This window comes from Burkholderia sp. MS455, assembly GCF_016899445.1.
Classification (GTDB): domain Bacteria; phylum Pseudomonadota; class Gammaproteobacteria; order Burkholderiales; family Burkholderiaceae; genus Burkholderia; species Burkholderia pyrrocinia_C.
In genome coordinates this window covers 315,607-335,351 of the sequence record NZ_CP041778.1, presented here as the reverse complement: position 1 = coordinate 335,351, position 19,745 = coordinate 315,607, and the positions used below count along the sequence as shown (strand labels likewise).

Annotated in this window: 19 protein-coding genes; 4 read left to right on the top strand and 15 right to left on the bottom strand. The window is 65.8% G+C overall.

Annotation, left to right across the window (positions count from 1 at the left end; genetic code table 11):
- Window positions 1-31: 31 nt before the first annotated feature.
- Window positions 32-829, bottom strand: a complete 798-nt coding sequence (locus FPJ27_RS05960) for a helix-turn-helix transcriptional regulator (RefSeq protein WP_204422317.1) — start codon at window positions 827-829, stop codon at window positions 32-34.
- Window positions 830-939: 110 nt separating this feature from the next.
- Here FPJ27_RS05960 and FPJ27_RS05955 point away from each other — a divergent pair, with 110 nt between their 5' ends.
- Together FPJ27_RS05955 and FPJ27_RS05950 are read left to right on the top strand one after the other, a co-directional pair.
- Window positions 940-2,019: a zinc-binding dehydrogenase gene (locus tag FPJ27_RS05955; RefSeq protein WP_204422316.1), complete on the top strand. Its 1,080-nt coding sequence runs from the start codon at window positions 940-942 to the stop codon at window positions 2,017-2,019.
- A gap of 265 nt (window positions 2,020-2,284) precedes the next feature.
- Window positions 2,285-3,817, top strand: a complete 1,533-nt coding sequence (locus tag FPJ27_RS05950) for an amino acid permease (RefSeq protein ID WP_204422315.1) — start codon at window positions 2,285-2,287, stop codon at window positions 3,815-3,817.
- 39 nt (window positions 3,818-3,856) lie between these two features.
- Here the strand turns inward: FPJ27_RS05950 and FPJ27_RS36795 are convergent, their stop codons facing one another.
- The gene (locus tag FPJ27_RS36795) at window positions 3,857-3,988 is read right to left on the bottom strand and encodes a hypothetical protein (RefSeq protein WP_256260585.1); all 132 of its coding nucleotides are present in this window, start codon (window positions 3,986-3,988) and stop codon (window positions 3,857-3,859) included.
- Window positions 3,989-4,070: 82 nt separating this feature from the next.
- Window positions 4,071-4,340: a DUF4148 domain-containing protein gene (locus FPJ27_RS05945; protein WP_072438356.1), complete on the bottom strand. Its 270-nt coding sequence runs from the start codon at window positions 4,338-4,340 to the stop codon at window positions 4,071-4,073.
- A 568-nt stretch (window positions 4,341-4,908) separates the two neighbouring features.
- On the opposite strand from FPJ27_RS05945, the gene FPJ27_RS05940 reads away from it, so the two are divergent.
- Window positions 4,909-5,991, top strand: coding sequence for a LuxR C-terminal-related transcriptional regulator (locus tag FPJ27_RS05940; protein ID WP_175917378.1), 1,083 nt, complete (start codon window positions 4,909-4,911; stop codon window positions 5,989-5,991).
- 86 nt (window positions 5,992-6,077) lie between these two features.
- On the opposite strand, the gene FPJ27_RS05935 is transcribed toward FPJ27_RS05940, so the two are convergent.
- On the bottom strand, window positions 6,078-6,857 hold the full coding sequence (locus FPJ27_RS05935; RefSeq protein ID WP_204422314.1) for an SDR family oxidoreductase: 780 nt from the start codon (window positions 6,855-6,857) through the stop codon (window positions 6,078-6,080).
- Between the two features lie 33 nt (window positions 6,858-6,890).
- Window positions 6,891-8,138 (bottom strand): D-arabinono-1,4-lactone oxidase, encoded by a 1,248-nt coding sequence (locus FPJ27_RS05930; protein ID WP_204422313.1) that lies wholly within the window; start codon window positions 8,136-8,138, stop codon window positions 6,891-6,893.
- Between the two features lie 242 nt (window positions 8,139-8,380).
- Between FPJ27_RS05930 and FPJ27_RS05925 the strand changes: the two genes are divergently transcribed.
- Window positions 8,381-9,346: a helix-turn-helix domain-containing protein gene (locus tag FPJ27_RS05925; protein ID WP_239483241.1), complete on the top strand. Its 966-nt coding sequence runs from the start codon at window positions 8,381-8,383 to the stop codon at window positions 9,344-9,346.
- A 63-nt stretch (window positions 9,347-9,409) separates the two neighbouring features.
- Here the strand turns inward: FPJ27_RS05925 and FPJ27_RS05920 are convergent, their stop codons facing one another.
- From FPJ27_RS05920 to FPJ27_RS05875, 10 genes are all read right to left on the bottom strand, one after another.
- The gene (locus FPJ27_RS05920; protein WP_239483240.1) at window positions 9,410-9,802 is read right to left on the bottom strand and encodes a 2-oxoglutarate dehydrogenase; all 393 of its coding nucleotides are present in this window, start codon (window positions 9,800-9,802) and stop codon (window positions 9,410-9,412) included.
- Between the two features lie 82 nt (window positions 9,803-9,884).
- On the bottom strand, window positions 9,885-11,744 hold the full coding sequence (locus FPJ27_RS05915; protein WP_204422311.1) for a peptidase S10: 1,860 nt from the start codon (window positions 11,742-11,744) through the stop codon (window positions 9,885-9,887).
- A gap of 701 nt (window positions 11,745-12,445) precedes the next feature.
- Window positions 12,446-14,257 carry an ExeM/NucH family extracellular endonuclease gene (locus FPJ27_RS05910; protein ID WP_204422310.1) on the bottom strand — a complete coding sequence of 604 codons (1,812 nt, stop codon included), beginning with the start codon at window positions 14,255-14,257 and terminating at the stop codon, window positions 12,446-12,448.
- A 184-nt stretch (window positions 14,258-14,441) separates the two neighbouring features.
- On the bottom strand, window positions 14,442-15,383 hold the full coding sequence (locus FPJ27_RS05905; RefSeq protein WP_204422309.1) for a CopD family protein: 942 nt from the start codon (window positions 15,381-15,383) through the stop codon (window positions 14,442-14,444).
- Entirely contained in the window at window positions 15,380-15,760 is a 381-nt protein-coding gene (gene copC / locus FPJ27_RS05900) for a copper homeostasis periplasmic binding protein CopC (protein WP_204422308.1), read from the bottom strand. The genes FPJ27_RS05905 and copC overlap by 4 nt, the downstream gene beginning before the upstream one ends.
- A 14-nt stretch (window positions 15,761-15,774) precedes the next feature.
- Window positions 15,775-16,122 carry a copper-binding protein gene (locus FPJ27_RS05895; RefSeq protein ID WP_204423072.1) on the bottom strand — a complete coding sequence of 116 codons (348 nt, stop codon included), beginning with the start codon at window positions 16,120-16,122 and terminating at the stop codon, window positions 15,775-15,777.
- Between the two features lie 74 nt (window positions 16,123-16,196).
- Window positions 16,197-17,492, bottom strand: a complete 1,296-nt coding sequence (locus FPJ27_RS05890; protein WP_204422307.1) for a copper oxidase — start codon at window positions 17,490-17,492, stop codon at window positions 16,197-16,199.
- A 1-nt stretch (window position 17,493) separates the two neighbouring features.
- Window positions 17,494-18,978 (bottom strand): TolC family protein, encoded by a 1,485-nt coding sequence (locus tag FPJ27_RS05885; RefSeq protein ID WP_204422306.1) that lies wholly within the window; start codon window positions 18,976-18,978, stop codon window positions 17,494-17,496.
- Complete coding sequence (locus FPJ27_RS05880; protein ID WP_072438334.1) at window positions 18,975-19,271, bottom strand: hypothetical protein; 297 nt, start codon at window positions 19,269-19,271, stop codon at window positions 18,975-18,977. Before FPJ27_RS05880 ends, FPJ27_RS05885 begins: the two co-directional genes overlap by 4 nt.
- 88 nt (window positions 19,272-19,359) lie before the next feature.
- Window positions 19,360-19,716 carry a hypothetical protein gene (locus tag FPJ27_RS05875; protein WP_072438332.1) on the bottom strand — a complete coding sequence of 119 codons (357 nt, stop codon included), beginning with the start codon at window positions 19,714-19,716 and terminating at the stop codon, window positions 19,360-19,362.
- Window positions 19,717-19,745 lie beyond the last annotated feature (29 nt).

The following is a 19,745-nucleotide window of genomic DNA, read 5'->3' as shown; positions in this document are numbered from 1 at the left end:
ACCCGCCGGCAATCCTGTCGCTCGCGCGCCCCTATTCGCCGACGCCCCCGTCGCCACTCACCGGCGAATAAATCGCCAGCTTCAACGCGGGATCGTCGTTCGCCTGGAACGTCGCGTATTCATAACGCTGCGTGCCGCGTTGCGCATGCACGAGCACCTTCTGGCCCGACGCCCCGCTGCGCACGTCATGCGCACCCCACCATTGCGCAAACTCATCGCTGCTCGCGCGCAGGCGCTCCACCAGCGCAATGAACGCCGGATCGTTCGCATGGAGATCATGGTTCGTGCGAAACAGCGCGATCATCCGGTGCGCTTCGTCGTTCCAACTCTCGGCGAAGAGGCGGTGCGCGTGCGGATCGACGAACATGTAGACCAGAATGTTGCGATCGGCTTCCGCGAGCCGATCGAAGCCGAGCAGCTCGGCTGCCGCGGCATTCCACGCGAGGATGTCCCAGCGCCGCCCGGTAACGTACGCAGGCAGGTGAAGATTCGCGACGAGCCGCGCGATGGCGGGCGGCACACTCTCCGGCACGAACGCACGCGACGGGTCGCGCCGCGCGAGCGCGCGCAGATGGGCGGCCTCGGCCTTGTCCAGTCGCAATGCGCGTGCCAGCGCATCGAGCGTCGCGTCCGACGGGCTGACGTCGCGCCCCTGCTCGAGCCGCACATACCAGTCGACGCCGATACCCGCCAGTTCCGCGACTTCCTCGCGCCGCAGGCCGGGCGTGCGCCGGCGCGGGCCGTCGTGCAGGCCGACGGCATCCGGCCGCAGCTTCTTGCGCCGCGAGCGCAGAAAATCGCCGAACGGGGTTCGCGTGGTGGCGGTCATCGGGTTCGCTCCGTGCAGGGTGGTATCGGGCAATCCTGGGCTCGTGCCGGGCCTTGTTGCGGATTCTAAGCCTGCCAGAATCGGCTCGTCCCCCACCCTCCGGAACAGTCATGAAAGCTGCGATTCTGAAGTCGCTCGGCATGCCGCTCGCAATCGAAACGATGCCGGACCCCGTGCTCGGCACCGGCGAGGTCATCGTGGATGTCGTCGCGACGCCGGTGCTGTCCTATGCACGGGAAGTGTTCAGCGGCGAGCGTCAGTACCCGATCGAACTGCCGATGGTGCCCGGCTGCGGCGCAATCGGCCGGGTCCGGCAAACCGGCCCCGACGCGACGAAGTTGCAACGTGGCGACTGGGTGTTCTGCGATCCGACCGTGCGTTCGCGCGACGATGCGCTGATGCCCGACATCGTGCTGCAGGGCTGGAGCGCGCGCGGCGAAGGCGGCAAGCAATTGCAGCGCCATTTCCACGACGGCCCGTTCGCCGAACGACTGCGGGTGCCGACCGAGAACGCAGTGCGCATCGGCGACATCCCGCCGGCCGACGCCGCACGCTGGTGCGCGCTCAATACGCTGCTCGTGCCGTACGGCGGGCTGCTCGCGTCCAATCTGCGCGCGGGCGAGATCGTGCTCGTCAGCGGCGCGACCGGCAACTTCGGCAGCGCAGGCATCGCGGTGGCGCTGGCGATGGGCGCGCGGTGCGTGGTCGCGCCCGGCCGCAATGCGCGCGCGCTCGCGGATCTCGAGCGCCGCTTCGGCGAACGCGTGCGCACCGTCGCGCTGACCGGCGACGAAGCCGCGGATCGCGCACGCATGCAGCAGGCGGCGCCGGGGCCGATCGACTGCGTGATCGACCTGATGCCGCCGTCGGTGCCCGCGACGACGGTGCGTGCCGCGGTAATGGCGGTGCGCCCGTACGGGCGCGTGGTGCTGATGGGCGGCGTAGGCATGCTCGGCGGTGCGGGGCTCGAGCTGCCGTATCCGTGGCTCATGCGTAACGACATCACGCTGCGCGGCAAGTGGATGTGCCCGACGGAAGCCGTGACACTGATGACGGGGCTCGTCCGCGGCGGGCTGCTCGACCTCGCGCATTTCGACGTGACGGTCTTCGCGCTCGACGATGCGAACGAAGCGGTCGCGCATGCGGCGGCGAACGGCGGGCCGTTCAGGATGACCGTGATCGCGCCATAACGCGTATATCCGGCATCGCACCGTTCGGGGGCGTGACGCCGCGCCACGCCCCCGAACGGTGCAGGCATCCGGATTTTCACTACGTTGCCGAAATCCGATATTGCCGGGAGTTTTGGTTTCATACCGTTCACGCATCGGACCGGAACGCGATTGCCGTTCAACCGCGGCATCGCGTGCCGCCGACGAATTCCAGGAGCGGGCCGTCACACATGGCCCGGGTGGCGATGACAGTCCTGCCACGCAGGACATTCGTGACGGAGCGAACATGGATGCAAAACTCGCGCCTGATTCAGGCACCGACAGTGACGTAAGCCTCCTGCACAAGATGGGCTATGCGCAGGAACTGTCGAGACGTATGAGCGGTTTCTCGAACTTCGCCGTGTCGTTTTCGGTGATCTGCATCCTGTCGGGCGGCATTACCGCGTTCCAGCTCGCGTTTTCCGCCACCGGCGGCGCATCGATCGGCCTGGGCTGGCCGTTGGGATCGCTGTTCGCGCTGATCGTCGCCGTGTCGATGTCGCAGATCGCATCCGCGTTCCCGACGGCGGGCGGCCTCTATCACTGGGGGGCGATCCTCGGCGGGAAGAAATGGGGGTGGATGACGGCGTGGCTCAACCTCATCGGCCTCATCTTCGTGATCGCCGCGATCAACTTCGGCACCTACGATCCGTTCTTCAAGACGCTGATCGCGCCGATGTTCGGCGTCAGTCCGGACAGCCTGACCTGGTGGCATCAAACGGCGTTCATCACGTTCATCACGCTCTCGCAAGCCATCCTGAACGCACGCGGCATCAGGATCGCAAGCAGGATCACCGACCTGTCGGGCTATCTGATTTTCGTGGTGACGATTGCGCTGGTCGTTTCGCTGCTCTACTACTCGCCCGTCGCGTTCGATGTGCACCGGCTGGTCACCTTCACCAATTTCACCGGTGTCGACGGCGGTGCGTGGCCGAAGCAGGCCACGCCGCTCGCGTTCCTGTCGGGCCTGCTGCTGGTGACCTACACCATCACCGGCTTCGACGCTTCCGCGCATACGTCGGAAGAGACCCACGATGCGGCCAAAAACGTGCCGCGCGGCATCATCGGGTCGGTGTTCTGGTCCGCGATCTTCGGCTACGTGATGGTGTGTGCGTTCGTGCTGGTGATGCCCGACCTGACCGCCAGCATGAAACAGGGCACCGGCTTTTTCGAAGCGATACTCGCGCCGATTCCGAAGACCTTGCGCGTCTGCCTCGAACTCGCGATGTTCTTCATCAACTACGTGTGCGGGCTCGCCGCGATCATGTCGACGTCGCGAATGGTTTATGCGTTCGCACGCGACGGCGGGCTGCCGGCGTCGAAACTGCTGCGCAGCGTGAATCACACGCACCGGACGCCCGGGCCCGCGATCTGGACGTGTGCGGTGCTTGCGATCGTCGTCACGTTGTATGGCGATGCGTTCTCGGTGCTGAGTGCCGGAAGCGCCGTGTTCCTGTTCATCTCCTATGCGATGCCGCTCGGCTCGGGGATGCTGGCCGAAGGCCGCACGTGGACCGAAAAAGGTCCGTTCCAGCTGGGCATCTGGTCGAAGCCGTGTGCGTTGCTCGCGCTGGTCGGCGCCTGTGTGCTTGCGTATGTCGGCATCCAGCCGCCGAATGAAAAGGTGCTCTACGTGCTCGTCGGTTTCGTGGCGGCGCTCATGGTGATCTGGTACGGCTTCGGGGTGCGCAATACCTTCGCGGGGCCGCCGGTGCTGAAGGACACGCGCAACCTCGAGCGCATCCGCGAACTCGAGGCGAACGTCGATCCGTCCGTCTGAAGCCCGTTGAAACACGCTGAAACCGCCGACTCGCCGGTGTCATGCCGCGAGTCGGCGTTTTTCGACATCGATGCGGAACGACCTTGATTCGGCAATCCAACCCTTCAGACCGTCGAACTCTCGACTGACGATCATGCCCGTGATCTTCGCGAGGGTCGCGTTGCCAGTCACGACAGTCCTCGCGTGCAACCAGCGCACCGACCACGCGGCCGCCGATGATCCGGGCGGCCGCGCCGGTTCGTCACGCCCCCCACTATTCCCCGCCGCCGTAGAACTGGTTCATCCGATCGAGCTCGCCCGACTTCTGCGCGCGAATCAGTTCCTGCTTCACCTGAGCGCGCGTGATCGCCGCAGGGCCGCCCGCCTGTGACCCGGCACTGGGCATGGAGCCCACCGCGGTGGCGCTGATCGCCGCATCCGAGGGCGTGCCGGGACTCGCGTCGGCTCCGCCGTCCGCCCGGGCAAGCCCGGCCGCACCCAGCATGCAAACGGCGGCCAGTGCCGCCTTGTACATCGTCTTCATCGTGGCACCTCATCTGAAAAGACACTGCGACTCATACAGCGGGGATGGAGCCGATGTCCGGCCGCCCGCGCGATTCGACACACGTCGCCGATGCGACAACATCGGCCGTGACGGCATGCACCGCTCGTTGCGAATCGCGAGCAATCTGCTGCGTCACTCCGGTCATCGGCCGGCTTCGCACGTTCGAGGTTCCATCGAGCGACCTTCGCGTCCTCCTGTGACATCCCCCGGACCAGCGCATTCGCATGCGAATGCGCAGCATTGCCTCACGGCAACTGGCGCAGGCTCTCGCCTGCGCGTCGTGCCGCAACGCGAATTGAACGTTCCTGCGGCGCGCGCCCGCGATCGGGCAAATCTCGCGCTTCGAGCCACCGCGCACCGGGCGGGGCAACCGGCAGGAATGGATTAATGATAGGGATCGGCCTGCCGGTTTAACGCCCCCTGACGAGGGGGCAATTGTGGAATTCGTCGACATGCCGACCTAAACTGGACACCGTATGCGCAAGGTGCACGCGGCCCTCGTTCGACGCGGTCGCGTGCAAGCCCGTCGTAGCTCCAGGGGCGCACCATGTCCGACAAGTATGTCGCGCTAGCGGGCCACATCCGGCGACTGTGTTCGTTCGGCATCGAACCGCGCCTCGTCATTCCTCATGTGGTTGAAGCGACGCGGCGCATCGTGGGCGCCGACTGGGGCATGTTCTTCTATACCGACGAGCACTATGCCGTGTCGGACGTATACAGCGAAAACGACACCGTCTATCAAGTCCTGCCCACCTACTTTGCCGAAGTCCACAACACCGAAAAACAGGAAGTGCTCGGCGTCACGTTCTCCGATGCAATGCGCCGCGGCCGCGGATTCGAAAACAGCGCCCGTTACGACGCCGCGCTGCTGAAGAGTGCCATGTATGCGCAGCTGTGGCGGCCGGTTGGCATGCGGCATTGTCTCGAGCTGACGGCGACCGATGGCACCCGCGGCTGGGGAAGCCTGAAACTGTGCCGCGCACCCGGCGGCCACCCGTTCTCGGAAAAGAATCATCGGGACATCGCGCCCTTCGCGCGACATATCGCGCATGCGCTTTCGTGCCCGATACATCCGCCGTCGCGCGAAGCGGAAGGCAGCCAGTCGGCGATCATGGTCATCGACAACACCGGGAAGGTCTTGCTGCAGAGCGAGGACAGCATAAGAATGCTGGCGCTCGCATCCGGCGAACCGCTTGCGTTCTATCGTCGCGACTGCTTTCCGAACTGGCTTGCGCCGCTGCTGACGAACGTCAATCGCATCTGGTGCGGCCTCCCGGTGGCTCCCGCCACGATGGAACGCCGCAATGCAGCCGGCCGCTTCCGATTCAACGCGTATCGCTTTGCGCACGCGAGCGCGATGCACTGCGAGCAGGCGATCGTGATCTACATCGAGCATTTCCTCCCGCACGAACTGGAAATCGAGCGGCTCGGCTTCGAGTTCGGTCTGACGGAACGACAACGGCAGCTCTGTTCGCTACTCGTCCTCGGCCACTCGCAAACCGCAATCGCGCGCTCCCTCGCGCTGCGCGACAGCACCGTCGTCGATCATGTTCGAAAGATCTATCGCAAGCTCAACGTCCACAACCACGACGAATTGCGCAGCGTCTTTCGCGTTGGCCGGCACGATTAGCGTCGCATGCCGTGTCGCATCGAAAGCGCAGTCACCACCGGACGGCACGGCACCTTCTCGCCCTGATATCGCCCGGCATCATCGAGTCAGACGGCCGAAAAGCAGTTGTCGACGAACAGATGGGTGCCGTTGACGAAACTCGACTCGTCGGACGCGAGGAACAGCGCGGCCGCCGCGACCTCCGACGGCTCGCACAGCCGACCCTGCTGAATCGCGATCGCCGCCTCGGTCGCGTCGACCCCCATCGCCTGCAGGTCCTTGAGTTCGCGCATCCCATGCGGCGTACGGATGAACCCAGGTGCCAGCGCGTTGCAACGAATCCCGCGGTCGCGGTACTCGACGGCAATAGCCCGCGCGAACATGTGGCACGCCCCCTTGGTCGCGTCGTAAAGCACTTCGCCCGGCGTCGCGCAGACCGCGGAAATCGACGACGTACACACGATGCTGCCCCGCCCCTTCTCGAGCATCTGCGGCAGCACCGCCTTCGTCATCAGGAACATGCTCTTGACGTTCACGCCCATCAGCCAGTCCCATTCCGATTCTTCGATGTCGAGGAACGGTTTGACGATCAGCGTCCCGGCGTGATTGAACAGGATGTCCGCATTGCCGTACTGCTCCCGCGCCGCATCGACGGCCTGCCTGACCTCCGCCTGTTTCGACACGTCGGCGCCGAGGCCGATCGCCTGCAGGCCGGCATCGCGCAGCCGGGATGCGAGCGTTTCGGCGGCGCCGCCGTCCCGGTCGACGATCGCAACCTTCGCGCCCTGTGCGGCGAACAGTTCGGACGCAGCCGCGCCGCATCCGCCGGCGCCGCCGCTCACGATGGCGACCTTGCCGGCCAGGCGGCCGTCAATCTTGACACTCATTCTTCGTTCTCCTGTCTGGTTCGATCGGTGCGCTCAACTGAACAGCGTCCGAAGATGATCGTTGAGGAAGTAGCCTTCGGGGTCCACGCTGCGGCGCAGTGCGCGGAATGCTTCGGCCTTGGGGAACCAGCGATCCACGTCTTCGCGGTTCGTGAAGTGCAGCTTGCCCCAGTGCGGACGCGAGTCGTAGTCGCGCAGGATGTCGTCGACGTCCTTCAGGAACGGCCAGTAGTCGACACCGTTCGGGCCGCCCGAGCATGAAATGGTGACGCTGTCCTGGTGGTTGAACGGGCTGATCCATGCCGGATCGCCCTTCGTGAAGCGGTACTCGACCGGGAAAATGCAGTCGCGGTGCTTCGTGAGAACGAGGTCGCGGACGCGGCGCAGCGCTTCCTTGCCGTGTTGCGCGGGCACCGCGTATTCGAGTTCATGGAAGTTCGGTACATAGTGGATCGCATACACCTCGGAGCTGTATGCGATCTTCTCGTGCTCGCCTTCATGGAACGTGCGCTCGACGGTGACATCCATCACCTTGATCTCGCACACGTCGTAGTCCTTCTTCGAATTCGACACCTTCGCGGTGTCGGGCAGGCAGTACAGGTGGCGGCTTTCGGACGTCGGGCACCAGAAGAAGCCGAAATGGCGATGCTTCGCCGCCAGGTCGTCGTATTGCTCCATCAGCGCTTCGAAATCCTCGCGCCAGACGCGGTCGTGCAGCCAGAACGCGTCGGTCACCTGCAGCGTCATCTCCGAGACCACGCCGAACATGCCGATATTCACCTGCGTCGCATGGAGCAGGTCGAGGTCCTTCCGGTCGCTCACTTCCATGATCGAGCCGTCCGGACGCACGATGCGCATCCCGACGACCTGCGACGACAGGTTGCTCAGCGTCGTCCCCGTGCCGTGCGTGCCGGTGGCGAACGCGCCGGCGATCGCCTGCGAATCGATGTCGCCCTGGTTGACGAGCGACAGGCCGATGTCCTTCAGGTGACGCGTCACCGCATTGAGCTTGGTGCCGGCCTTCACCGTCACACGCTTGCGCGCTTCATCGACATCGACGATGCCCTGGTAGTCCCGGAGCGACAGCAGCAGGCCGCTCGTCGCCACGATCGGCGTGAACGAGTGCCCCGACCCCGAGCACCGGACGTGCTTGCCCTGGCGCGTCGCGGTGCACACCAGCTCCGCGATCTCGGCCTCGCTGGTCGGCGACGCCAGATGCGCGGCCACGCACGACTGATTGCCCACCCAGTTTCTCCAGAATCCGCCACGGGGAAGTTCCATCAACGTCTCTCCAGATAGGCACCACGGTGCGTTGTCGGCATGGTTCGGTGAACTGCGTCGCATTCGTGCCAAAGGTAGGGCGCCGAAACGCTTTTCACTATCGGATTTCGGCAAGCGAGGGTTTCCACGAGGCTGCGCTTTTTGACCGGCTCGCCGAGCGACTACAATGATTCGACCCGGCCCGCCCCTTCCCGCCCCCGATGACGCCGTCTGCCCACCCGAGCGATTTCTCTGGCGCCCCGTTGTTCGCGCGAACGGTCGCGTTCTGCGCGTTCACCGACGTGGAGGAACAGGCGCGGTCGTTCGAAGACTGGAACCTGAATTACACGCAGATCTCGGGCGGCCTGTTTCATGGCTCGTCGTCGATCGTGTCGCTGGGCGGCATCAAGCTGCTGGTCGAGAACCTCGACAAGGTCATCCTGCAGCGGGGCGCGGTGCCGTCGAACCGGATCGCCGTGGCCGTGCCGCTGGAACTGGAAGGGCATGCGCGCATGTGCGGCGAGAAAAGCGGGCGCGACAGCCTGCACGTGTTCTCGAGCCTGCCGGAATTCGAGTTCTACTCGCCCGACCGGCACGTGCTCGTGAATGTCGAGATCGAGCCCGACAAGCTGTCGACGCAGGCGATGCGCACGGTCGCCGCGTCGCTGCGCGCTCGCACGCTCGCGCCGCTGATCCCGATGCCCACCTACGTCGCGGACAATCTTCGCGATCTGCTGCGCCGAACGCTGGCCGCCGCGGCGAAAAGCACCTCCGTCGAAGACGTGGCGACGCAGAACCGGATCGAACTGCTGGAGCGCACCGTCCTGTATGCGATCTCGGAAGTGTTGACGGCGGCCGCGCCGGAGGCCGGCGCGCGAGCCGCACGCCCGACGAAGTACTGGTCGCTGGTCAACGCGGTGCAGGAGCGGCTTCAGGACGCATCGACCTGCCCGCTGTCGATCGCCGAACTGTGCGTGCAACTCGGCATCAGCCGGCGCACCGCGCAGTATGCGTTCCACGACGCGCTCAATCTGAACCCCATTGCGTATCTGCGGGCCGTTCGACTGAATCACGCGCGCCGCGAGCTTCGGCTCGGCGAATCCGTGACGTCTGCCGCAACCAAATGGGGCTTCTGGCACCTGAGCAGTTTCGCGCAGGACTATCGCGCGATGTTCGGCGAGTTGCCGTCGGCCACGGCCAGACGCTACGCGGCGCGCCAGGCCATCTGAAAGCCTCTCGCGGTTCGGCGGCCGATGCCGGACCCCACACCGGCCGCCGTCCTGCTCACGCCATCACTCGTCCTGCTGTTCCTGCTGCGCCTGCACCTGCCGCTGCTGGATGAACTGCCGTACATCGCTCATCGTCACGCGGCCCGTGTGCTTCGCATCGATCTCGTCGAAGTGCTTCGACACGAAACCGAGCCCGCTGCTTAGCGCCTGCGCCTTCGTCACCGCCGCGCCGTTGCTCAGCACCGTATTGGCGCCGAGCCTCGCGTCGACACGCCGCTGCGCCTGCTGCTGCAGCGTCGCGCCGGTCGACGGCAACACCGGCGCCGCACGCGTGGCAGGAAAGAACGGACCGTCGACACCGCGCCCGCCATGCGGCAGCTTCACCGGCGCCACCGCCTGCGGCGGCAATGCGTAGGCGCTGCTCATCGCGGCACCGAGGACGATCAACGCAGACATACGCCGAATCAATTTGATTAGGGACATGATCACTCGCATTCAATGGATGAATAGAGGGTTCCTTTGACAAGGAGTCCGTCGCTCAAGGGGCCGCCGCCAGCGTCGTCGCGGCCGTCGCGCCCGGCACGCTGCCGGTCGGCACGCTGGGCGGGTTCTCGTCCGGCCAGGGCGGCGGCAGCGTGTGCAGCGTCAGCGCCGTCGGAATCCGCGCACCCTTGTAGAACGTCTTCAGGTCCCGCTTCATCTGCGGACGCGCGACATCGTCCAGATAAGTCATGTGACCGCCCTGAAAGAAGTTCACCTGCAGCTTCGGATTCAGGCCCTTCACCGTCTGCAACCGCGCGAGTTGCTTCTCGGTGTTGAAGAACGGCGTCGCGAGATCGTGGAAGCCATTCTCCGCGAGCACGCGAAGCTTCGGGTTGAGCTGCAGCGCACCGAGCAGATCGGGGATCGTGTCGGGCATCGGCTGGCCGTCGTGCGAGAAGTCCCATACGCCGATGATGTTGTCGTTCAGCGGCAGGTAGGTCGCATTCGGCGCGGTGTAGCCGAGGTAGTCCGGCATCTGCGTCGCGAGCGCGTTCGTGAACGGCTGCGAGATCAGGATGTCGGACGGGTCGCCGTCGGTCTGCAGACGCGGATCGGAGTTCGGCAACGATACGCGTCCGTCGTAGCGGCCGACCGTCGTTCCGGGCAGCAGGCTCGTGCCGAACGGATTCGCGTTGAAGTAGCCGCGCAGCGCCTGTTGCGTCAGGCTTGACGGGATCGACCACAGCTGGAGCGTCGCATCGCTCGGGAACACCGGCGTGCCAAGCGCATCCGGAATGCCGAGCTGGCTCAACACCCACGACTGCGAATACTTCTGCAGCTGGTTGTAGATCAGCGTCGTGAACAGTTCCGTCTGCAGTGCGTACAAAGCCTGGTTCACCGGCGCCGGCGATACCTGGTTGAAGTACGCCGCAACCGCCGCATAACCGGGTAGATAACCTGCCACCGTATCGGTTTCGAGCAGCAACCCTTCCGTCGACTGCGTGATCGCCACCGCTTCCACTGCATCCGCGAAGTAGTTCAGGATCGCCGACTGCAGCACGATGCCCGTCAGGTGCACGCCGGCCGATTCGAGCGCAAGCGCCAGCATGTCGGTACGCGGCGTGCCGTACGATTCGCCGTACAGGTAGATCGGCGAGCTGCCGCGGCTGTTGACGTTCAGGTAGCGCTGGATGAAGTCGCGCATGATGTTCACGTCCGCATCGGAACCCCAGTACTTCTGGTTGGTGTTCGGCAATACGGCTTCCGACAGCCCGGTTCCCGGCGGGTCGATGAACACGAGGTCGGTGGTGTCGATCAGGCTTTCCGCGTTGTCGACGAGCGGATAGTTCGGCCAGTTGCTGCCGAACAGCGGATCGGGCGTGGCGACGCGGGTCGGCGCGAACGAGCCGAGGCGCAGCCAGATCGACGACGAGCCGGGGCCGCCGTTATACACGAACGTGACGGGACGCGGCTTGCCGTTCGTGCTCGGCGCGGTGTACGCGACATACGACATCGACGCTTCCGCATTGCCGTTCGCGTCCTGCGCGGTCAGGTGGCCGGTGGTCGTCGTGTAGTTGATGGTCGTGCCGCCGGACTTCCACTGGTAATGCATGACCGCCGCTTTCTCGGACACCTGCGCGGCGGCGAGGCCGTCGGTCGCATTCATCGAATACGCGACCTGATCGACGTAAGGCTGGTTGGCCGCAGGCGTCTGGCTGCCGGCCGATTGTTGCGCGCCGGCCTGCTGGCTGGCAGTCGCCTGCGCGAGGCTCGACGCGCCGACAGACGACGAATCGTCGCCGCCGCACGCCGCGAGCGCCAGTGTCATGACGGTCAATGCACCTAGCCCGGCCAACCGGCCGTGACGGCCACGGCGGCCACGGCGGCTGCCGGTACAGCTCCTGTCTGGTTTCATCTCTGCCCTTTGATTTGGTTCGGATACCGCTTCACAAAGGCCGCCTTCGCCGGCGAGACGCGCAGCAACACCCGCCACTCGCGCAAAAGGCGGTTGGGATCGGACTGCTTCAAGAGACTGAACGTGATACAGACACAGCAAACTGCCGGCGAGAATCGTGCGTGAACCGCCCCCTGCAGTTTGGACTTCTTTTCTGATTACCGAAATTTACGACATCGACAAAATAGGCGGTGCTGCGCCGCGTTGTCAAAGATCATTCCGATATTAAAAATCCCGTAATGATGCGAAGGCCGGCCAGTGTCTGGCATTTGAAAGCAAGACGGATTATTCGCGCAAGGCGCGCTTTATCGGCAATGCTTCGTCGAATATTTTACTTTTCGTACACAACGCAAAAGCCTTTGCCGTATTGATTCAGCGCCCTAAAAGCCTTCATATCGACAGGAATTTTCTTTCATTTTTATTATCCGCAATCGATTAAAGAAGCGTAGCCGCACGCATGTGCGATTCGGTGATTTGATTCACCTCATCCATTTGCCAATCCGGGTGCTTATGCGCACCTCGCCATCCATAAAATACCGATTCAGCCAATTCAATCCGGTTGCAGTGGAATTATTTACCCGATATCCGACCGGATTTTCCGCGGCGCGGGCGGCGGCGCGCGATACACGCGCCGCCGCCCGTCACCAACAATCAACCCGCCATCAATGCCCGCCGCCCGGCAGCGCGATATCGATCAGCACCGGATCGTGATCCGACGAACGATATGCATCCGGTGCGTAGTACGTCTTCTGCTGCTCGGCCGACTTGTACGCCATCGTGTATTGCAGCGCGAGCGGCTCGTCTGCGTTGATGTGCCATTCGTGCACGGCCTTCACGTGCGACGCGAGCGGCAGCGTCGCGAGCGCGTGATCGAGATAGCCGGCTTCGCCGTTGTACACGTAGCTGTACGCATTCGCGCCGATCCAGCGCGCGACGAGGTTGCGGTAGCCGCGCGATTCGAGCGTGCGGATCGGATCTTCATGCGTGTAGCTGTTGAAGTCGCCGATCAGCAGCACGCCCTGGCCCGCGACACCCGTCGGCGTGCCGGCGAGCCAGTCGGCGACCTTCGCCGCCGCACGCGTGCGCGTCGGGTTCCAGCAGCCCTGGCCGTCGCCCTGGTCGAGATCGTCGTTCGCGGCGTCCGGGCAATTCTTCGACTTCAGGTGGTTCACGGCGATCGTCAACGCCTGCTTGCCGCCGATGCGGCGGAACGACTGCGCGAGCGGCTGGCGGTTCTTGTCGTCGATCGCGAGCGTGGCCGCGCGGCCGACCGGTTCGACCTTGCGGCTGTCGTAGATCATCGCGACCGCGATCGCATCGCCGCCGAGGCGCGACGTGCCCGGATCGACGACGCGCCAGTGGTTGCCGAGCTTCGCCGCGAGCTGGCGCACCGCGCTCAGTTCGCCGTAGCCGTTGTTCTGGATTTCCATCAGGCCGATCACGTCGGCGTCGAGCGCCTTCAGCGCGCTGACGATCTTCGCTTCCTGACGCTGGAATTCCTGGTAGTTCTTCGCACCGCGGTTGTTCGGATCGTCGAAGCCGCCGCCGAGACCGTTGCCGTTGAAGTAGTTGAGGACGTTGAACGATGCGACGCGCAGGTTCGATTTCGGATCGCGCGCGGGCGCGTTGGTGCGAGGGTTCGTGCGCGCGTCGAATGCCGGCACGGCCGCGCCGGGCAGCGGCTGCACGCGCCATGCGCCGTAACGCACTTCGAGCACGCCTTCGACGTCGCGCACGGTGTAGCCGGCGCGCAGCGTGTTCGCGGCCGACAGGCCCGGCGCCGGATACGGCACGGTCGCGGGGTTCTGCTTGTTCGAACCGTCGTCGAGGACCAGCCGGTTGCGTGCGTTCGCATCGATCTGCGTCTGCGCCTGGGCCGGCGGCACGACGCTCGTCGGCGTGCGCAGGCGGCCGTTGCTGAGCAACACGCTGCCGTAGCGGCCGAGCTCGTAGTTGTCGGTGACGTTCAGCGTCTGCGGCAGGCGCACGAGCATCCCTTCATACGCGGCGAACGCGTTCGGGCTGTCGACCGGCAGCGCGAGCGTCGCGGGCGTGACAGTCTGGCCGTTCGCGCACACCGCGATCGCACCCGACTGCGTGAGCTGCGTCTGCCCGTATTTCTCCTCGACCTTGCCTGTCACGTGCACGAGATCGCCGGCCTTTGCACGCACTTTCGGCGCATAGACGAACAGGCCTTCGGACACGCCCGGCTGGTTGCGGCGCTGCGCGTCGGCCTGCTGGACGAAGAAGCCGCCGAAGCCGTCCGTGCCGCCGAAATCGGCAGTGACGACGGCTTCGATCGACACGTTCTGGCCGGCGAGCGGCGACGGCGCGCCCGGCCCCTGGATATCGGCAATCGGCGTCGCGCTGCCGCCGCAGTTCGGGCTGACGGGCGCGGCGGTGGCGGCGATCGCCGGCGCAGCGAGCGTGGGCAGAAGCAATAACGGGGCAAACAGGCGGATTGTCGAGCGCATGACGGGGAATCCCGGTTGTGAGGGTGGCGAAAGCTTAACGGCGCTCAATGACAGTTTTTGGTAATCGACAGACAGGCCGATGTAATTTTCGCTATCTCGCATAAAAAGCGGGGAATCGTCCGACAAAAAATCTGCCGTGCTCGCGACGATTCCCCTGAGTGACCTTCGTCAACGCACCGTCGCGCTAGACCGTCCCCGGCAGCGCGCTCGACACGAGCACGGCCGCCACCATCAGCACGCCGGCCAGCACGACCGCCTCGATCCGCAACACCGCGCCGAACCGGCGCAACGGGCCGGCCGGCATCGCGGCGGCCGGGTCCTTCAGCGCGGCCAGCAGCTTCGGCATCCCGAAGAAGCGGTTGTGTCCACCGAGCGCCGCCGCGATCAGCACGAGCGCGAGCTTCAGCAACAGGATCTGCCCGTATGTCGATGCGAGCAGGTTGGCGGGCGTATCGACGCCGCGCCATCCGTTGTACGCGCCGGTCGCGAACAGCACGATCAACGCATAGGTTGACGCATCGGAAAGCGACTGCACGAACGACGCGCCGGTCTCGCGTTCGCCCGCGGGCATGCCAACGAGCCGCGGCATCACGCCGAACGCCGTCACGAGCACGAGCCCGACCCACGCGCTGATCGCCAGCAGATGCAGCCAGTCGACCCACACCGGCACGCTGAACAGCCCTGCGTCGACCGGATGACCGCCGTTGCTGCGCGCGAGCGCGACGCATGCGAGCGCTGCCCACATCGCGAACGGAAAGCGCGTGTCGTTCGCATGTCTGATGAACGACAGCAGCACGACGACAACCATGAACACGGCGCCGGCCAGCCACGCATGGCCGAAACCGGTGCCCACGAGCATCGCGCGGACGGCCGGCCCTGCGTCGAGCATCGACACTTCGCTCATCAGCGCGCAGTGCGCCCAGAATGCGGTGATGCTCGCGAGCAGCGACGCGACCGACGCAATGCGCAGCGTCGCGACGAGACGCCGCCCGATGCCGTGCTGCCACGCCGACGCGCCGCGTGCGAGCCAGTGACTGCCGAGCAGCGCGCCGACGATCACCGCGAACCCGGCATTCTGGATCGCCACCGATACGAGCCGCAGCAGGCCGACGAAGCCCTCGTTCACCCTTTCACCTTGAACGTATAGGTGCCCTTGGTGCGATGCGCGTCGGCCGTCATCACCGCCCACTGCACCGTGTACGCGCCCGGCGCGAGCTTCGGCATCGCGACGGTCATCACGCGCGGGTTCGACGCATCGACCTTCGCCTTTTCCTGCGTAACGGCGTTGCCGTTCGCGTCCGACACCTTCACCGAACTGAAGGTCGGTTCGAGGTCTTCGTTGAACGTAAGCCGCAACGCGTCGGGCGCCGTATCGACCGTGCTGCCCGTCGCGGGCGCGGCGCTTTCGAGCTTGCCGTGTGCCGATGCCGCGACCGGCGCGGCCGCGAGAATCGCGCCGGCCGCGGCGAAGGCGGCCAGCCGCGTGATAGTCGTGATCTTCATGTTCATGCCGGGCGTCACGGCTTCTTCAGCTCGACGACGGTCAGCGCACCGCCCACGTCCTCGGCGACGAAGTCGATCTTGTCGCCCGCCTTCACCTGCGACAGCATTGCAGGGTCCTTCACCTTGAACACCATCGTCATCGCGTCCATCCCGAGGTTGTCCAGCGGGCCGTGCTTGATCGTCAGCCTGCCCGCGGCCGTGTCGACCTTGCGGATCTCGCCGTGCGACATCCCGTGCTTCGCGTCGGCGCCCTGCTTCGCGCCGCCGCTCATGTCCATGCCGGCCATGTCGCCGGCCGCGTACGACGCGGCGGAAAACGCCAGCGCGCAACCCATTGCAATCGAAACCAGTCCCTTCTTCATCATGCTTGCTCCCGAGTGAGTGAATCGAAACCGGCGGCCGCATCGGCACGGCCGCCGCGTGCTGCTACTGCTGCTCAGCCGTCCGGCAATTCGCCGGTGTATTCGTATGCGACGGTGCCCTTCGGATGCCGGAACCAGCCCGGGTCGCGATAGTCATTGCGGCCGAGCCCCTGCCGCACCTTGAGCACCGTGAACATGCCGCCCATCTCCAGCGGCCCGAACGGGCCCGTGCCCGTCATCATCGGCAGCGTGTTGTCGGGCAGCGGCATCTCCATGTTGCCCATCGCACCGCCCGTGCTGCCCATCGCCATGTAGTCGGGCACGAGCTTGCCGATCTTTTTCGCGAGATCCTTCTGCGGCACGCCGATCAGGTTCGGCACCTGGTGGCCCATCGCATTCATCGTGTGATGCGACTTGTGGCAATGGAACGCCCAGTCGCCAGGGCGATCGGCGGTGAACTCGATCGCGCGCATCTGGCCCACCGCGACATCGGCCGTCACTTCCGGCCAGCGCGCCGCCTGCGGAATCCAGCCGCCGTCGGTGCCCGCGACCTCGAAGCTGTAGCCGTGCAGGTGGATCGGATGGTTCGTCATCGTCAGGTTGCCGAAACGAATCCGCACGCGGTCGCCTGCGCGCACCGGCAGCGGGTCGATGCCCGGGAACACGCGCGAGTTGAAGGTCCACATGTTGAAATCCGTCATCTCGTTCACGCGCGGCGTGTAGCTGCCGGGATCGATGTCGTACGCGGCGAGCAGGAACACGAAGTCGCGATCGACCGGCATCGTGCCGCGATCCTTCGGGTGCACGATGAACATGCCCATCATCCCCATCGCCATCTGCACCATCTCGTCGGCGTGCGGGTGATACATGAACGTGCCGTGCGATTCGAGCTGGAACTCGTAGACGAAGGTCTTGCCTGGCGGGATATGCGGCTGCGTGAGGCCGCCGACGCCGTCCATCCCGTTCGGCAGCCGCAGCCCGTGCCAGTGGATCGTCGTGTGCTCGGGCAGCCGGTTGGTCACGAAGATGCGGACCTTGTCGCCTTCGACGGCCTCGATCGTCGGGCCCGGCGACTGGCCGTTGTAGCCCCACAGGTTCGCGTTCATGTCGGGCGCCATCTCGCGCACGACGGGCTCGGCCGTCAGGTGGAATTCCTTCCAGCCGTTCTTCATCCGCCACGGCAGCGTCCAGCCGTTCAGCGTCGCGACGGGCGTGTACGGGCGGCCGTTGGGCGGCACGAGCGGCGGCTGCGTGGCGGTTTTCGCCATCGTGGGCGCTTCGGGCAGCGACGCGGCGCCGGCCTTGCTGACCATCGCGGCGCCCAGCAGCGCGGCGCCCGAGCCGCTGAGAAATTGTCGACGGGACACCATGTCAATGACCTTCAGGATGCATTGCGGGCGCCGGTTGCGCCGCGGGTGAGGAAGCCGGCTGCGGCGCAGCGTCGGCGTTGGGTTCGGGTTCGGCGGAAACCGCCGCGCGCGGCGCGGGGCCCGAAGTCGGCAGCCGGCCGCCGACGGCCATCTGCAGATCGGTTTCGGCAAGCCAGTAGTCCTTCAGCGAATCGATGTAGCCGTTCACCGCGCCGACCTGCTCGCGCGCATCGGCCAGCAGCTCGAACACGCTCGCGAGCATCCCGTTGTAGCGCAGCAGCAGCTCGTCCGAGATCGTCTTGCGCAGCGGCACGACTTCGTCGCGATAGTGCTTCGCGACGTCGTAGCTCGTCACGTATGCCGCGTACGACTCGCGCACTTCGGAGCGCGCGTCGATGGCCGTCTTCGCGAGCCGGTTCGCCGACTGCATGTAGACGGCCTCGGCCCGCGCGACCTTCGCGCCGCCCCAGTCGAACAGCGGAATCTCGACGCTGATCTCGTAGCCGTGCTCGTGGCCCTTGCCAGTCTCGTAGTTGTTCACGTAGCCGAGATCGACCGCGTTGACGAAGCGCGTGGCCTTGCTGAGGCCGAGCGACGACGCGACGCCCTGCGTCTGCAGCTTCGCGGCCTGGATATCGAGGCGGTTGCTCATCGCGAAGCGTTCGAGATCTGGCAGGTCCGGGCGCGCGTTCGGCAGGTCGGGCAAACGGTCGGGCAGCGCGTACTGCGCGCGCTCGCCCCACAGCCCCATCGCACGCGTGAGCTTCTCACGCGCGGCCACGGCCTGCTGGCGCACCTTCGCGTGCTGCGCGACCGCGTCGGCATGGAACGCCTGTTCGCGCGCGTAATCGAGCCGGCTGAAGTTGCCGGCCTGCCGCATGCGCTGTGCGAGTTCGGCAGCCGCGCTCGCGGCATCGCGCACCTGCTGCGCATAGTTCGCGGCCTGCTCGGCGGCGACGGCCTCGACATACGCGCGGCGCGCGTCGGCCGCCGCCTTCAGCATCGCGTCGGCCGTTTCGAGCTTGGTCTGTTCGAAACGGCGGCGCTCGATGTTCGTCGCGAGCGGCATCGTCAGCAGCGCGAACACGTTCGCCGAGAACGTGCGGCCGAGGCTCAGCTCGCCGTCGCCGGCGCGCGTGCGGCTGAACGAGAAGCGCGGGTTCGGCAGCCGGCCGGCCTGCACGAGATCGGCCTCCGACAACCCGAGCTCCGCGTACGACGCCTGCAGGCCGCGATTGTTCAGCAGCGCGACCTGCACCGCATCGTCCATCGACAGCGGCTGCGCGAGCAATTCCCGGGTCCGCTGGTCGACGGCTTCGCGGTCGGCGTCGGTGCGGACGACGACGGCGTCTTTTCCGATCCGTTCCGACGCGGTGGACGACACGGCGCCGAAGCCGCCGTCCTTCGAAAACGTCGTGCAGCCCGCGAGGAATGCCAGCGCGACCGCAGCCGCGACGATTCGCGGCGATATCGACAGGTTCTTCATCGCGCGGCCCCTCCGTGCATCGAATGGGCGCCGCCGTTGCCCGCCGGGTCGCCGGGCTTCGCGGCGCCGGTCGTGCGCCCCTTCGCGGGCCGCTCCATCACGTCCCGGTTCAGCTGCTTCCAGCCCGGGCCTTCGTCGTCGCGATACGGCCGGTAGCCGTCGAACGCGGACGTCACGGTGACGTCCGGCACCGTCGCGGCGGCGTCCGCCGGATCGGGAAGCGGGGGTTGCGCAGGCGCGAGCGACGGCACGATGGCCGCCGCGCTCAACAGCGCCGCAGTGATCAATCGCATGAATGAGTCTCGTCGTGAGTCGTCCGGCGGCTGGCGTGCAGCCGGCGGAATGGATTGCGGGTCGCGGCCGGTCGGCCGCGGGCAGGGACTAGACGGGAGTCCGGCGAGGCGGCCGCTCGATGCCGCCGGTCAGGAACGACACGACGACGGCCGAAGGCGGATACGACGCGATCGCGATGCTGGCGTCCGCCGCAGCCGGCACCGCTCGCACACCCGACATGCCCGTGCCGAAGCAGCAGGACACACAGGCGGCACACGACGCCGCGCGGCTTTCGTGATCCCCGTGGTTCCCCCGCGCGCCCTGCTCGGTCGACATCGTGTGCGGCGCCTCTTCCGCATGCGGCACCGCAGCGCCCGCGCACTGCATCGAAACGGTCGCGAACGACTGGATCGGCAGGCTCAACGCCAGCAGCACGACGAGGATGAATTTGCGCCAGTACGACATGGAAACGGAATCAGGCAGGCAACGATCGG

Bases quoted from the DNA above. Each gene is read 5' to 3' on its own strand.
- FPJ27_RS05960 (WP_204422317.1), bottom strand. From the start codon at position 829: ATGACCGCCACCACGCGAACCCCGTTCGGCGATTTTCTGCGCTCGCGG.
- FPJ27_RS05955 (WP_204422316.1), top strand. From the start codon at position 940: ATGAAAGCTGCGATTCTGAAGTCGCTCGGCATGCCGCTCGCAATCGAA.
- FPJ27_RS05950 (WP_204422315.1), top strand. From the start codon at position 2,285: ATGGATGCAAAACTCGCGCCTGATTCAGGCACCGACAGTGACGTAAGC.
- FPJ27_RS05945 (WP_072438356.1), bottom strand. From the start codon at position 4,340: ATGAAGACGATGTACAAGGCGGCACTGGCCGCCGTTTGCATGCTGGGT.
- FPJ27_RS05940 (WP_175917378.1), top strand. From the start codon at position 4,909: ATGTCCGACAAGTATGTCGCGCTAGCGGGCCACATCCGGCGACTGTGT.
- FPJ27_RS05935 (WP_204422314.1), bottom strand. From the start codon at position 6,857: ATGAGTGTCAAGATTGACGGCCGCCTGGCCGGCAAGGTCGCCATCGTG.
- FPJ27_RS05930 (WP_204422313.1), bottom strand. From the start codon at position 8,138: ATGGAACTTCCCCGTGGCGGATTCTGGAGAAACTGGGTGGGCAATCAG.
- FPJ27_RS05920 (WP_239483240.1), bottom strand. From the start codon at position 9,802: ATGTCTGCGTTGATCGTCCTCGGTGCCGCGATGAGCAGCGCCTACGCA.
- FPJ27_RS05915 (WP_204422311.1), bottom strand. From the start codon at position 11,744: ATGAAACCAGACAGGAGCTGTACCGGCAGCCGCCGTGGCCGCCGTGGC.
- FPJ27_RS05910 (WP_204422310.1), bottom strand. From the start codon at position 14,257: ATGCGCTCGACAATCCGCCTGTTTGCCCCGTTATTGCTTCTGCCCACG.
- copC (WP_204422308.1), bottom strand. From the start codon at position 15,760: ATGAAGATCACGACTATCACGCGGCTGGCCGCCTTCGCCGCGGCCGGC.
- FPJ27_RS05895 (WP_204423072.1), bottom strand. From the start codon at position 16,122: ATGAAGAAGGGACTGGTTTCGATTGCAATGGGTTGCGCGCTGGCGTTT.
- FPJ27_RS05890 (WP_204422307.1), bottom strand. From the start codon at position 17,492: ATGGTGTCCCGTCGACAATTTCTCAGCGGCTCGGGCGCCGCGCTGCTG.
- FPJ27_RS05885 (WP_204422306.1), bottom strand. From the start codon at position 18,978: ATGAAGAACCTGTCGATATCGCCGCGAATCGTCGCGGCTGCGGTCGCG.
- FPJ27_RS05880 (WP_072438334.1), bottom strand. From the start codon at position 19,271: ATGCGATTGATCACTGCGGCGCTGTTGAGCGCGGCGGCCATCGTGCCG.
- FPJ27_RS05875 (WP_072438332.1), bottom strand. From the start codon at position 19,716: ATGTCGTACTGGCGCAAATTCATCCTCGTCGTGCTGCTGGCGTTGAGC.